Source organism: Sphingobacterium thalpophilum, assembly GCF_901482695.1.
GTDB lineage: Bacteria > Bacteroidota > Bacteroidia > Sphingobacteriales > Sphingobacteriaceae > Sphingobacterium > Sphingobacterium thalpophilum.
This window is the reverse complement of the sequence record NZ_LR590484.1, coordinates 3701053-3714520: the sequence shown is the minus strand read 5'-3', so window position 1 is coordinate 3714520 and position 13468 is coordinate 3701053. Positions and strand designations below refer to the sequence as shown.

Sequence of the window (13468 nt, the reverse complement as noted above, 5' to 3'; positions counted from 1 at the left end):
TTTATAGCTGTAAAAATGCTTAACAGAAACTGCAAAACAGCCCCAAGCTGGTCCAAGGCCCGATTCGGGCTAATTTAATTTACTTAAGATTAATTTTTCTGTCAATTTTCCCCGCTTAAAATAATCTTAAAATTACATTAAGAAATTCATTCTTAGGTATTTTGGCGCATTATTTGTCCGATAATTAATGAACCGGATTTATAAACTTACTGTTTGCTAAAAAGAACAGTTATAATTCATTAAGCTATGACAAAGAATGAATTTGACAACATGGTTATTGAGCAATCGGACTCATTAAAACTCTACGCCAGAAATTTTACCAGCGATTATGAGGATGCAAACGATCTTGTACAGGATACCATCCTCAAGGCCGTTACCTATTTCAAAAATTTCAAGGAAGGTACCAACCTAAAAGGATGGCTTTACACGATCATGAAAAACACGTTTATAAATAACTATAGGCGGATCGTAAAGACAAACTCATTCATCACCAAAGACGAAGACATCTCCAATTCTAATTTGCTAATGTCTGCCTCTAGCAATCAGGGCGAAAGCAAATTCGTCATGGAGGATATTCATGAAGCTTTATCCAGCCTGTCAGATGAATACTACATCCCCTTCTCTTTGTATTTTGAGGGATTTAAATATCATGAAATCTCCGAGCACCTGAATATTCCTATTGGCACTGTAAAGACGCGGATACACGTCGCCCGGAAGTTGATGAAACGATCTTTGTCCGCTTATAAAGTGGCCTAATTTTTCTAACTTCGCCTTCTTATCGATCGTCATGATGAAAGAAGGATTACCAGAATATAGCAAAGCACAGCTCGCCCTGCGGAACGGACAGGATAAACCACAGATCTGGATAGCCTACAAAGGCTTTATCTACGATGTAAGCGAAAGCAGGTTGTGGCTAAAAGGCATGCATTATGAGCATTGGGCAGGACAGGATTTAACGGCAGAGCTACAGGAAGCTCCACATACGGAAAGCGTATTTTCAAGATTCCAGTGTATCGGAATCTTGAAAACCTAAACTTCATTACAAGTTAAATTGGGAAAGAGCTACAAAAGCATTTAGCCGCTTCTGTATATCCTCATCTGTCAGTTCCACCAGCCGGTCTGTACCAAATTTTTCGACACAAAAAGAGGCAAGTGCAGAACCGAAGATCAGTGCATTTTTCATATTGGTAAAATTAATGCTTTTGACCTTGGCCAAATAGCCAATAAAACCTCCCGCAAACGTATCCCCTGCTCCAGTGGGATCAAACACATCCGCAAGCGGTAAGGCAGGCGCGGAAAATACCTGATTTTCACCAAACAGCAAGGCTCCATGCTCTCCTTTTTTTATAATCAGATAGTTGGGTCCCATATTCAAAATAACCTGAGCAGCTTTGACCAGTGAGTACTCACCCGAAAGCTGTCTTGCCTCCGCATCGTTGATCGTGAGGACATCAACTTTTTGCAGCACGTTCTTCAGATCATCTAAGGCCACATTCATCCAGTAATTCATAGTATCTAGTACGACCAGTTTGGGCGTCTGTTTTAATCGCGATAAGGTCGTCAGTTGCACCTGTGGAGTGAGATTACCCAACAGGAGATACTCACAGTCCTGATAACTATCAGGAATCAGTGGATCAAAATCCGCAAGGACATTTAAATCTGTGGCCAGTGTATCGCGGCTATTCATATCGTTATGATAACGGCCAGACCACGAAAAGGTGCGCCCCCCTGGGATGATCTGCACGCCCGAAACATCGATACCCCGGCGTTTGATCAAATCCATATGATGGTCACCGAAATCCTCCCCCACCACGCTGACCAGCTTAATCTGATCACATAAATATGACGCCGCCAGACTTGCAAAAGTACCGGCACCACCTAGAATTTTGTCAGTTTTACCGAACGGTGTTTCTATTGCATCAAAAGCCACCGTACCAATAATTACTAAACTCATAGTTTTTTAATAAAGCATGTAAACAAAAAAACCGGCCTAAAGCCGGTTTCTATTTTGCTCCTGAAGCTGGGCTCGAACCAGCGACCCTCTGATTAACAGTCAGATGCTCTAACCTGCTGAGCTATTCAGGAATTTTATTTTCAGAGAAGCTCCTTTCTCTTCGAGTGTACAAAAATAGTACATTTTGATATTACTTGCAAATAATTTATTTGCTTATCGCTCCTGAAGCTGGGCTCGAACCAGCGACCCTCTGATTAACAGTCAGATGCTCTAACCTGCTGAGCTATTCAGGAATGAAAATTGAATATACCAACAACGACGTTCTCACGAAGTTGTGAACTGCTCCTGAAGCTGGGCTCGAACCAGCGACCCTCTGATTAACAGTCAGATGCTCTAACCTGCTGAGCTATTCAGGAGTATTTTTTCAATTCTTTCGGAAACCCATTCGCGTTTCCGTGATGCAAGTATCGGAAGATTATTAGAATACTACAAATTTTTTGCGTACATTTTTTACAACTTCCTAAAATCCAATTAGAATAATTTATTTTCTTTATACCCAATTTCTCAAAAAATCAGATAAGGGGACCATAGGGGCATAAAAACGTTTCTATCATAGATAAAAACCTGCTTCTTGCAAAGAAATACGGACCGATTATTTAACAACGTACATTTAAAGCAATACGCCTTTCAAGATTAATGTAGCCACCGTAAAATAAATTAAGAGCCCAGTCACATCCACTAAGGTGGACACAAATGGCGCGGATGAACTCGCAGGATCTGCCCCCAGTCGCTTCATTACAAATGGCAACATCGATCCCATCAACGAGCCCCACAATACTACGCCAACCAAAGATAAAGAAATCACCAGAGCCACCAGCACCCAGTACTCCCCATAACTGTGGGCAAAAGACTGCCAGGCCATGATCCGCAAAAACCCAAGCGCACCCAAAATGACCCCCAGCAGTAAACCCGACAGAATCTCCCGGCGCATTACCCGCCACCAGTCAGACAGCGTCACCTCGCCAAGCGCCATAGCCTGTATAATCAGTGTCGAAGCCTGTGAACCACTATTCCCGCCACTGGAAATAATCACCGGCATCAACGCAAATAACATGATGGCGCTTGCCATCTGCTCCTCAAAATGCTCGATTACTGTCGCGGTCAGCAGCTGCCCCAAAAATAACACAATCAGCCATCCAGCTCTCTTCTTGACCAGATTTTTTATGGATACATCCAGATAAGGCTCATCCAAAGCTTCCGTACCGCCGATGCGTTGCATGTCTTCGGTATACTCCTCATTGGCGACCCAGAGAATATCATCTACCGTAACAATACCCAACATAATACCTTGCGCATCCACCACAGGTAAAGCAACACGATTGTTCATCCGGAAAATATTGATAGCTTCCTCCTGCGGATCATAAGCATTCAGCGATATCAGACGATAGTCGATCAGATCACTGACCACTGTTTCAGGCTCGGCCATGAGCACATCCTTGATGCGGATATCATCAATCAACTTACCGTTCGAATCAATGACATACAGCACGTCTATAGTTTCTGAATCTTTTCCATATCGACGGATATGACCCAGAATTCTTTCTATATTCCAATGCTCCTTCACCGTAATATAATCCGGCGTCATCAGACGTCCAACGCTGTCTTCAGGGTAGCCCAAAAGTGCTAGTGCTTCAACCCGGTCTTTTGGTGGTAACAGCAGTATCAGATGTTTGATATCATCCTTCATTTCGGAGAAAAATGAGGTGCGGTCATCAGGCGGAAGTTCATTAATCAGCGCACTGATTTTGGCCTTGGAAAGCTTCTTGAAAATTCGGTTTTGAGTAGGAAAATCCAGGATCCTAAATACGTTTACCGCGCGGTTTAAATTTAAAGATTCGATAAAAAGAGGACCATGCTCCGGCAGCTCGTCAATTAATTCTTCCACCTCAGAAATATTCATCTCATTTAGAAAATTCTCAAGGCCAACAAAATCACCACTCGCTATTAATTGCTCTACACGACTTACCTGCATTTCCAGTTCTTCCATATCTTCCTGCTGATTTAAAATCCTACATCTGTACAAAAAATTATATGGTACAAAAATCGCTTTTTTAAAGTAAAATTTGAATAAAAAAATAAATAACAAAAAAGCAGCTTTTAGTTCCCGTATTTCTGCAGCGGCCATGCAAGATCACTTCGCGGAGCGTTCTGAAACCAGACATTTTGTCACTACACAAGCTACTTCAGTCAGCCCTCACAAAAAGCAGACGAAGCAAACTGCTGCGCATCACAAACGCTTTTTCGCATGCCCGGATATTGATGCCGACCCAACAGCTGGCGCCGGATCCGACCAGTGCGAAAGCACAACTTAAAAACATTAGCTTCCTAAAAATTCCGGCCCCGTCCTGGCATCTCCCTCTCTGTTTCAAACACGCAAATATTTTTCATATCCCGTACGCTATGCTTGAATATTTAAGTATATTCGTCACATACTTTCCGGTTCTCTCAGACGGCATGCAAAGAAACTGGCAAGCCAGCTTCTAAGGCCTCAACCGGCTAAAATATACAACGAATAGACACAAATTACGAATTATATAAAATAATAAGAATCAAAACATTATAAACAAACAACAAAACTTAAAATTCATATAAAAAACGAAATTAAAACTAAATAAATTAGCAAACCATCATATTAGCCAATATAATGAACGATAAAAATATAATTTTCAAGTATTTAACGATATTTACATTAATCATATATTCACAAAAATGTTCCGCACAGTTTTTTGAAGACAGCCAAGCACCTGCCAGCCAAAAATGGTATAAAATTGATACACTTAATTTCCGGCTAATATTCCCTGAAGAAATGAAAAGCAATGCCCCTACCCTAGCAGATTACGTCCGCAATTCGCTTCATATAACCAGTCGAAATTATAAAATCACACCACGAAAAATCCCTTTTATTATACACAACACGAATCTGCAGACCAATGGCTTTGTTCAGCTTTCTCCCCGTAAATCTGAATTGTATAGCACCGCCGGTGCCGATCCGGATAACCAGACCTGGCTACCAAATCTGATCCTTCACGAATCCAGACACGTCAGTCAATTTGACAAATTGACAGGAAAATTAGGAGCTCCTTTTTTTGAACAGTTAGCGCTTGCCTATTATGGCCTGACCGTCCCTTCTTGGTATTTCGAAGGCGACGCCACACTGTCCGAGACCATTTTCTCTGCTGGTGGAAGAGGGCGGCTACCTTCCTTCGAAATGCCTATAAAAGCAAACTTTCAATCGGACCGACAGTATAGTTTTGACAAATATCTACTGGGATCTTTTAAAGACATCGTGCCAAGCTATTACACAATCGGCTATTTGATGACTACCACATTGAAGTCCGAATTACCACAGGACTACGAAGCGGATCTGTTTTCTGAGCTGAACAGAAAACCACTTTTTCCTTATAACATCAATCGGGTTTTAAAGAAAAAAATAGGTGGAAACAGTGCATATTTGTATAGAAAAACAATTGCAAAATTAGACTCGATCTGGACGAGAAAAACGGGCGCGTACAGCTTCCAGAATTACACGGAAATAGCTCCTGGAAAACATCGCTTTTACAACCATCATCTATTACCAAAATCGCAGTCCGGCATACTTTATTTTATAAAACAAAATCCAGAAAAAACCAATGCCATATACACCTACGATGATCGCACAAAGGAAGAATCTGAGTTGGTAAAAACAGGGATTCAATTAACACCGCATTTTGATATTAGCAGAGACTATGTTGTATGGGATGAACTGCGAAGAGATCCCCGCTATAGTAAAAGAAGCTACAACGTCATCAACCTCATGAACCTAAAAACCGGCAAGATTAGAACCCTCACCAAACATTCACGATATTATTCGCCGGTCTTTAGCCCCGTAGAAGCTTTGATTGCCTGTGTTGAAGTAGATTTATCCAACGAAAGCTATCTGACGCTTATAAGCCTCGAAAATGGCTCGATCGCGAAACGGATCAGACTTGCAGACGGTGAGCAGCTGCAGCATCCCGCTTTTAACCCCTCAGGCGATAAGATCGTCGCTATCCGCCTATCAGAAAATGGAACCGCTTTATGTGAAATAGATCTCAAACTTGAGAGGATCACCAACCTCACCCCTTGGGGAAACCAGCAGTACGAGCGACCACAATACCTTTCGGGTATGGATATCATCGCAAAAGCCAACTTCAACGGTATTGATAATATTTACCTGATCGATCGGCACTCGGGGAAGAGGCATTTGCTGACCAAGGCACAGTTCGGAGCTTTCAACCCTTTTTATAGCCGTGAAACTAAAGAGCTGCTGTTCAACAATTACCAATATAATGGATACAAAATCAGCCGAACGAGCATCGACAGTATATATAACATACAGCCCGAAACCGATTATTTTTCACATTACTACAGCAACGTGTTGCGCAAAGACAGTCTTCCGTCCCTGACCCTGGCACGGCCGGATTCCTCCTCCGGTTATACCATTGTTCCATACCATGGACTGGCAAGGACATTCAACTTTCATAGCCTCTCCCTCAGCAGCAGCAATTTTGAAAGCTTTGACAACTTCAAACCTGGAGTTTTCTGGCTTTCAAACAACATCTTAAACACGACACAGATAGCACTTGGCTATGAATACGACACCGATATCCGAAAGGGCATTTATTCGGCCGAGCTCAATTACAACAGATATTTCCCCAAACTATCGCTACGGTATGAAAACCGGGGCCAGATCGCAGCGGCAAGTGTCCCCGGAAAGCCCGACAGCAGCGTCCGCTTTGACTGGCGCGAACACTATATTTCCAGTCAGCTGTCCATTCCGCTTTCTTTTTATCGTTTCGACTACAATTATTCGACAGGCTTCAACTTCGCAACGGCTTACTTAAGACGTTATAACCTGAGCCGCAACGATCTTAAAAACTTCAACGACGAGACCGCATTTCCATTGACCTATCAGCTTTATTTCAACCGCAACGCCCGAATGGCAACGATGGACCTATATCCGCGATGGGGACAAAATTTGAGCATTACTTACAGACACACACCCTTTGAAAACAAAGCTAAAGGCGAAATTCTGTCTGCGCGAACAGTATTTTACCTACCCGGGTTAATGCGGAATCATGGTTTTCAGATCCGGCTCAGTGCACAAGCAGGAACTGGAATCTATGAATACATCAACGACATCCCGCTGGTAAGCGGATTTAGTTATTATAAATACGAAAAAGTGAAAAATACCTTATTGGTAAACTACAGGTTTCCGATGGTTTATCCCGACTTGGCGCTAGGTTCAATAGCTTACATAAAACGTGTAAAAGGAGGCTTGTTTGCAGACTACCAAAACATTCACAAACACCAAGAAATTGCACCAAAAAGCTTTGGAGCTTACTTGTCCTTTGATTTCAACTCCTTCCGATACCCCTTACCTGATTTTGAATTTGTGGTAAAGGGAACCTATATCAACGACAATACTGCAACTCAGCGCGTGATACCTACGGTAAGTCTCAATTATACATATTAGAGGTGAATTGCCCAATTAAAATTGGCAGCCAGGGCGTAATGATCAGACAGAGGCAGTCCTTTGGAATTTGTAAATAGATTATTTTCGATATTATAGTCCCGGGCTGCCAGACTCAGATCGCCACTGCTGCGATAAAGGATTTTATCTATTGACTCACACTGATTGCCGATAGAGAGCATATGCGGTGGTCTGAACGCATGGTTAGCTTCCGGAACCAGCCCGCCATTCTGCAATTCGACCCAGCTGTCCACTAGTGCCGTCGATTCCATAAAATCATGTAGATTGTCATCGCTAAAACTATAGTGCGCGTTAAAATCCCCCATCACAATCAACGCATGTTCACGAGAATGAGCGGCGATATAATCACGCAGCTGGTTGAGATTGTCCCTCCTGGCACTAGCCGCTCTCCGGTTGTTCTGGGCGTTTGCGTGCACATTATAGACATCGATCCACACATCGTCCACAATTTCCACTTTCACCAAAGTAAAGCCTTTAGGCGTCAGAAAGTCGGCACCTGTACGTTTCCGCCACGGAACCCGGATCACTGCCGACATCGGAAAACGTGACAATGTATTTAGCCCGTCTCCGAAAGGAACACGCCCCTTTGTTTTGGTGCGATAGGGATGTTGATTCCCTCCCCAGTATAAACTATTATTGTAATTAAAATCTTCCTGTACATTGACAATATCGAAGGGATTTATCTTTTTACCGATTTCTGCAATGCTCCTGCTTCTACCCGTGATTGCAGAAGATATAAATCCCGGTAACCCCGCTACGTTATAGGTCAAAACCGAAAAAAAACCCGAACTCACCTTTTCTTTTTTCTTATTAGCATCCATCAATAAACACCTATATTATATCATGTCGGATAAATTTAACAAATGCGGCAAAAAATACCAGTACGGCTGCGATATTTAACAGATAATTGATTTACATCTGACATTGTGATAAAGTAACTGTTACAGTGTCTTCCTCTCCCATTTATCCCGACACGATCAAAAAAAACGATAAGGGAACGACAAGCCGATCCGGGCCCCTGGGGCAATCATTTAATGTAAAGTAAGTCCGGCCAAACCGAACGGCATCTCAGCCACACCATTCATAATCAAAAAAGGGGATAATATTGTATTATCCCCTTTTTCTGAATTTATATTCACATTAGTCTTCAAGTGCCTTCACTCCGGGCAGCACTTTACCTTCCATATACTCTAAAAGTGCTCCTCCGCCGGTACTGACATAACTCACATCATCGCTCATCCCGAACTTGCTTACAGCTGCAGCAGAATCTCCTCCTCCGATCAACGAAAATGCGCCGTTTTTTGTTGCTTCAACCACCGCGTCAGCCACTGCTTTCGTCCCTTTGGCAAAAGTATCAAATTCGAACACGCCCATAGGTCCGTTCCAGAGAATAGTTTTAGAATCCTTGATAATCGCAGCGAAGTTAGCCGCAGACTCCTTGCCGATATCCAGTCCTTGAAGATCCGCCGGAATTTGATCATTAGGCCCGTCATATACATTGGCATCGTTCGAAAAAGCATCTGCGATTTGCGCATCTGTAGGAATCACAAGATTAACGCCCTTTTCTTTTGCCTTTTGAACCAGTTCATTTGCCAGGTCAAGCTTATCTATTTCGACCAGCGACTGACCGATTTCACCGCCTCTTGCTTTGACGAATGTATAGGCCATACCCCCACCGATCAACAAATTATCGACTTTATCCAACAAAGCTTCAATCAGCTGAATTTTATCGGAAACCTTGGCGCCGCCCATAATAGCGGTAAACGGCCTGACCGGATTATTGAGCACCTTCTCGGCATTGCCTACCTCGGCTGCCATCAGGTATCCGCTATACTTAGCACCCGGAAAAAATTGTGCAATTATAGCCGTTGATGCATGGGCGCGGTGCGCTGTACCGAAAGCATCATTGACATAAACATCGCCCAATGCGGACAGCTTTTCAGCAAAACCCACATCTCCTTTTTCCTCCTCTTTATAGAAACGCAGATTCTCTAACAATAGCACTTGCCCAGCTTGCAACGCGGCAGCTTTTTCCTGCGCTTCGGTTCCGATGCAATCGTTGGCAAACTGTACGACGGTACCCAGTACATCTGAAAGATGCGAAACAATATGTTTCAATGAATATTTATCAGTAGGACCATCTTTTGGTCTTCCTAAATGCGACATCAGGATCACACTTCCACCATCCTTCAATATCTTCTTTATGGTCGGAGCAGCCCCCTGTATACGGTTGTCATCTGTAATATTGAAATTCTCATCCAAAGGAACGTTGAAATCAACACGCACCAAGGCTTTTTTACCTGCAAAATTTAAATCGTCTACTGTTTTCATTATGTAACTTTAATGGTTTTGGATTGTCGTTTGCCAAAACAAACGCCTAAATATAAAAAAAAGCATTTGTTTTCGTCAGAATAATTTGTTTTTTAATGGTTCCGTAACTTACATCAATAGATCTCCACTGTATACGGTAGCCTAGCCTGAACCCCACTCTGCGCTGTCGCCTTTTTGATCACATCAAAATACCGGTAGTATTCACCCATCTGTTCTCTTGCTACCCAAGCCTGGACCTTCTCCTTCGAATTGTTTAGAATCGATGTAAACGGATCCTCCTTTTCGGGGTATTGTGCGACCTTGTATTTGCTCAAGTTTGCTTTCTTAGCTGCTGCGCGTATGGCCGTTTCCACATTACCGAGACGGTCCACCAGCTTATTGTTGACCCCTTGCATACCTGTCCACACACGTCCCTGACCAATACTATCCACCGCGGCTACAGACAGCTTACGTCCACCCGCAACGACGCCGGTAAAAGTTGTATAGACCTTGTCAACTTCCTTTTGGATGATATCCCTTTCTTCAGCAGTCAGCGGACGGTCAAAGGTCGTCATCAAGTCCGCAAATTTAGCGGTCTTTACACCATCGTAATGCACGCCAATCTTATTGTTCATCAGATTCTGGAAGTTGGGTATTACACCAAATACTCCGATCGAACCGGTTATGGTCGTGGGCTCCGCAAATATAGAATCTGCTGCCGCCGCAATATAATAGCCGCCCGAAGCAGCCACATCGCCCATCGAGACGATCACTGGTTTTACTTTCTTGGTCAGCACCACTTCCCGCCAAATGATATCAGATGCCAGTGCGGATCCTCCCGGCGAGTTAATCCGGAGCACAACGGCCTTCACCGCATCGTCTTCCCGTAAGGCGCGTAGTTCGCGCGACAGTTTATCGCCGCCGATCTCACCCGGCCCTTTCCCCTCCCCATCCACAATCTCACCTGTAGCATAAAGGACAGCAATCTCAGAGCTGCTGACATCACTCTTTATTTTCTTGTTATAATCGAGCAAGGATACAAAAGGTATTTCCTCTTTCTCTCCCATATGTAGACGTTTTCTCAGATCCGAAAGCAGCTCATCTTTATATAGCTTCGCATCTGCTAGTTTATAACGTACTGCGTCATCCGCATTTCGGACAAGATAGCCATCAGCTATGGCCCTCAATGAGTCTGCTGCTATTTTTCTGCTTGCCGAAATTTCATTGATAAAGGTGTCGTATATACTACCCAGATAAGAGCTGACCTGAAGACGGTTTGGATCGCTCATCTGATTCAGAAAAAAAGGTTCTACAGCACTTTTAAATGTCCCGACTTTTACGATCTGCATCTCGACACCTACCTTATCCAGTAGATCCTTATAGAACATTGTCGAACTCGCCAGCCCTCTGAAATCGACAGTTCCCTGCGGATTTACGTATACCTTGTCAGCTATACTGGCCACATAATAGGCCTTTTGATTATAGCCGGCATTATAAGCAACGACAAACTTCCCTGTTTTCTTAAAAGTCTGCAATTCGTCCCGAATCTCCTTTAGGCTCGCAAAGCCAGTCCCAATACTGCCGGCATCGATATAAATACCTTTGATATTTCCATCGGTGGCCGCATATCTGATCCTTTCCAGAATATCATCCAGCCCAATACTCTTGATCGTGTATCCCGGGAGATTCAGGCTGCCCAGCGGATTGGCTTCACTACGCTCGGTAATTTCGTAGTCAAAGGATAGAAAGAGCACCGAATTACTTTTAACAACCACTTCCTGATCCGACGATGCTGAACTTATAATCGCACCGATGATCCCCATAAAGACAATAAACAGTATCACAAAGGACACCAAAATCCCTGTAATCGTAGCTAACACATACTTAAAAAATGATCTCATATTCTCTAATTAAATTCTATTTCCAAACACTATCAAAAAAGTGATTTATTTTACACTAAAGGTAATGCAATATTTTTTATTCCCCCAGTATTTTAGTTTTTAAAAACTTAATTTAGCGACATGAATGAGATTTTTATATTACTGGGGACCAACTTAGGCGATCGCTTTGCACAGCTGTCCTTGGCAAAGCAATATCTCAGATCGCAGGTCGGGAAAATTATAAAGACCTCTTCGGTCTATGAAACAGCCGCCTGGGGTGTAGAGGACCAGCCGGCTTTTCTCAACCAGGTCATCGTGCTGCACTCCCGTCTATCACCTTCCGAGTGCCTGAAACAAACGCAACAGATCGAACAGCAGCTGGGACGAGTGCGGATCAAAAAATGGGGAGAAAGAGCAATCGATATCGATTTACTCTATTTCAATGATGAGATCATCGATCTTCCTGATCTCAAGATCCCCCACCCCCACATTGGCGAACGAAAGTTCACCTTAATCCCCCTCGCCGAGGTCGCTCCGGAACACCTACACCCCGTTTACAAAAAAAATAGTGTATATTTATTGAATATTTGTAAAGACAGCTTACCCGTAACGAAAATTAGCAGCGATGAACCATATCGACACGGACTTGATCAGTCAAAACATGTTTGACGATCAAGCTTTAATCAAACAGTTTGTATCCATGTACCTTATTCAGACGCCTGTCGATCTGGACCATTTGCGCAATGCCATAGCGGCCGGCGACCTCCAGAACATAGCGGACGCCGCTCATCATATCAAACCGACTATGGATTACATCGGTGCTTTCCATCTAAAAGCTAAATTTGAAACGCTCGAGACCGCCGCAAAAAATAGTGAATCCCTTGAGGGACTCCGGGCTGCTTTCGAGGTGCTGGATATTGAAATGAAAGAATTGATCTTCGAACTTGAGCAATATGAAAAAACGATCTAAACCAGATCGTTTTTTTTATGGAAGTGCAGCGCCGATAGTATAAAATAGAGCACGAGAATGAGTGGCAGTGCCATAAACCGGCCGATCAAAAACAGAATCAACGTTAAGAACAGAAATATAAATCTAAATTTATTTGTCTTCCAGTCCATCGAACTAAACTTCATCGAGAATAACCGGATCTCGCTGACCAACAAATAACTGGTTAATAGAACACTTCCAATCAAAAAAACAGGATTCAGCACCAGCTCCGGATACTTGCCTGAAATATACGGCAGCGAGAGCACATAAAATGTATTCATGGGCGTATTCAACCCAATAAAATCCGAAGTTTGCCGTTCATCCAAATTGAACTTGGCCAGTCTCAGCGCGGAGAACACCGTAACTATATAGCCCACATAAGGAACAAAGGAACCATCGGCGAACGTTTTTTGCAACAGCATAAACATCAGTGTTCCGGGTAGAAAACCAAAACTCACCATGTCCGCTAAAGAATCCAGCTCTTTACCAATGGAAGATTTCACATGAAGCAGCCGGGCGACCATGCCATCAAAAAAATCAAATATTCCCGAAGCGAGCACACAGATCGTAACTGCTGTGATATCGCCCCGCAATGCCATCAATACAGCAATACAGCCACTGAAAAGATTAAGGCAGGTTAATAGATTCGGAATATGTTTTTTCATCGACATGTAATTATATAATCATTTTTTTGAAATACGGATCTCAATAACCTCCCACTTTCAAAAAAAAAGCCATCATTTCCATTGAAATGATGGCTAAAA

General features: G+C 43.1%; 12 protein-coding genes and 3 tRNA genes. 6 read left to right on the top strand and 9 right to left on the bottom strand.

Translation table 11 applies throughout. The features are described 5' to 3' along the window. Positions 1-246 precede the first annotated feature (246 nt). Positions 247-756 (top strand): RNA polymerase sigma factor, encoded by a 510-nt coding sequence (locus FGL37_RS15250; protein ID WP_028069162.1) that lies wholly within the window; start codon positions 247-249, stop codon positions 754-756. Positions 757-790: 34 nt separating this feature from the next. Further along, positions 791-1033, top strand: coding sequence for a cytochrome b5 domain-containing protein (locus tag FGL37_RS15245; RefSeq protein ID WP_171019326.1), 243 nt, complete (start codon positions 791-793; stop codon positions 1031-1033). Between the two features lie 6 nt (positions 1034-1039). On the opposite strand, the gene FGL37_RS15240 is transcribed toward FGL37_RS15245, so the two are convergent. From FGL37_RS15240 to mgtE, 5 genes are all read right to left on the bottom strand, one after another. Continuing rightward, positions 1040-1954, bottom strand: a complete 915-nt coding sequence (locus FGL37_RS15240; RefSeq protein WP_028069164.1) for a PfkB family carbohydrate kinase — start codon at positions 1952-1954, stop codon at positions 1040-1042. A gap of 57 nt (positions 1955-2011) precedes the next feature. Continuing rightward, positions 2012-2085: transfer RNA gene (locus FGL37_RS15235), tRNA-Asn, on the bottom strand. Positions 2086-2173: 88 nt separating this feature from the next. Continuing rightward, positions 2174-2247, bottom strand: a tRNA-Asn gene (locus FGL37_RS15230). Between the two features lie 49 nt (positions 2248-2296). After that, positions 2297-2370: transfer RNA gene (locus FGL37_RS15225), tRNA-Asn, on the bottom strand. A gap of 254 nt (positions 2371-2624) precedes the next feature. Continuing rightward, complete coding sequence (mgtE, locus tag FGL37_RS15220; RefSeq protein WP_028069165.1) at positions 2625-4001, bottom strand: magnesium transporter; 1377 nt, start codon at positions 3999-4001, stop codon at positions 2625-2627. A gap of 76 nt (positions 4002-4077) precedes the next feature. Here mgtE and FGL37_RS15215 point away from each other — a divergent pair, with 76 nt between their 5' ends. Together FGL37_RS15215 and FGL37_RS15210 are read left to right on the top strand one after the other, a co-directional pair. Beyond that, positions 4078-4326 (top strand): hypothetical protein, encoded by a 249-nt coding sequence (locus FGL37_RS15215; protein ID WP_138096892.1) that lies wholly within the window; start codon positions 4078-4080, stop codon positions 4324-4326. A 494-nt stretch (positions 4327-4820) separates the two neighbouring features. Then, positions 4821-7508 (top strand): TolB family protein, encoded by a 2688-nt coding sequence (locus FGL37_RS15210; protein WP_232048711.1) that lies wholly within the window; start codon positions 4821-4823, stop codon positions 7506-7508. Here FGL37_RS15210 and FGL37_RS15205 read toward each other — a convergent pair. The 3 genes from FGL37_RS15205 to sppA all read right to left on the bottom strand — a co-directional run bounded on the left by FGL37_RS15205 (position 7505) and on the right by sppA (position 11737). Beyond that, positions 7505-8347 (bottom strand): endonuclease/exonuclease/phosphatase family protein, encoded by an 843-nt coding sequence (locus tag FGL37_RS15205; RefSeq protein WP_051606621.1) that lies wholly within the window; start codon positions 8345-8347, stop codon positions 7505-7507. The two genes, FGL37_RS15210 and FGL37_RS15205, sit on opposite strands and share 4 nt — an antisense overlap. A 319-nt stretch (positions 8348-8666) precedes the next feature. After that, entirely contained in the window at positions 8667-9857 is a 1191-nt protein-coding gene (locus FGL37_RS15200; RefSeq protein WP_028069168.1) for a phosphoglycerate kinase, read from the bottom strand. Between the two features lie 113 nt (positions 9858-9970). Continuing rightward, positions 9971-11737, bottom strand: coding sequence for a signal peptide peptidase SppA (sppA, locus tag FGL37_RS15195; RefSeq protein ID WP_028069169.1), 1767 nt, complete (start codon positions 11735-11737; stop codon positions 9971-9973). A gap of 120 nt (positions 11738-11857) precedes the next feature. Between sppA and folK the strand changes: the two genes are divergently transcribed. Together folK and FGL37_RS15185 are read left to right on the top strand one after the other, a co-directional pair. Then, positions 11858-12385 (top strand): 2-amino-4-hydroxy-6-hydroxymethyldihydropteridine diphosphokinase, encoded by a 528-nt coding sequence (gene folK, locus FGL37_RS15190; protein WP_051606623.1) that lies wholly within the window; start codon positions 11858-11860, stop codon positions 12383-12385. Continuing rightward, a complete protein-coding gene (locus tag FGL37_RS15185) occupies positions 12378-12686 on the top strand; it encodes an Hpt domain-containing protein (protein ID WP_028069170.1) in 309 nt (102 codons plus the stop codon). Before folK ends, FGL37_RS15185 begins: the two co-directional genes overlap by 8 nt. Here FGL37_RS15185 and pssA read toward each other — a convergent pair. Then, the gene (pssA, locus tag FGL37_RS15180) at positions 12683-13369 is read right to left on the bottom strand and encodes a CDP-diacylglycerol--serine O-phosphatidyltransferase (protein WP_028069171.1); all 687 of its coding nucleotides are present in this window, start codon (positions 13367-13369) and stop codon (positions 12683-12685) included. The two genes, FGL37_RS15185 and pssA, sit on opposite strands and share 4 nt — an antisense overlap. Between the last annotated feature and the right edge of the window lie 99 nt (positions 13370-13468).

What these genes read in the sequence shown, in the direction of transcription:
- FGL37_RS15185 (WP_028069170.1), top strand. Translation starts at nt 12,378, where the DNA reads ATGTTTGACGATCAAGCTTTAATCAAACAGTTTGTATCCATGTACCTT.
- FGL37_RS15250 (WP_028069162.1), top strand. Translation starts at nt 247, where the DNA reads ATGACAAAGAATGAATTTGACAACATGGTTATTGAGCAATCGGACTCA.
- FGL37_RS15210 (WP_232048711.1), top strand. Translation starts at nt 4,821, where the DNA reads ATGAAAAGCAATGCCCCTACCCTAGCAGATTACGTCCGCAATTCGCTT.
- folK (WP_051606623.1), top strand. Translation starts at nt 11,858, where the DNA reads ATGAATGAGATTTTTATATTACTGGGGACCAACTTAGGCGATCGCTTT.
- FGL37_RS15205 (WP_051606621.1), bottom strand. Translation starts at nt 8,347, where the DNA reads ATGGATGCTAATAAGAAAAAAGAAAAGGTGAGTTCGGGTTTTTTTTCG.
- FGL37_RS15240 (WP_028069164.1), bottom strand. Translation starts at nt 1,954, where the DNA reads ATGAGTTTAGTAATTATTGGTACGGTGGCTTTTGATGCAATAGAAACA.
- sppA (WP_028069169.1), bottom strand. Translation starts at nt 11,737, where the DNA reads ATGAGATCATTTTTTAAGTATGTGTTAGCTACGATTACAGGGATTTTG.
- mgtE (WP_028069165.1), bottom strand. Translation starts at nt 4,001, where the DNA reads ATGGAAGAACTGGAAATGCAGGTAAGTCGTGTAGAGCAATTAATAGCG.
- FGL37_RS15200 (WP_028069168.1), bottom strand. Translation starts at nt 9,857, where the DNA reads ATGAAAACAGTAGACGATTTAAATTTTGCAGGTAAAAAAGCCTTGGTG.
- FGL37_RS15245 (WP_171019326.1), top strand. Translation starts at nt 791, where the DNA reads ATGAAAGAAGGATTACCAGAATATAGCAAAGCACAGCTCGCCCTGCGG.
- pssA (WP_028069171.1), bottom strand. Translation starts at nt 13,369, where the DNA reads ATGAAAAAACATATTCCGAATCTATTAACCTGCCTTAATCTTTTCAGT.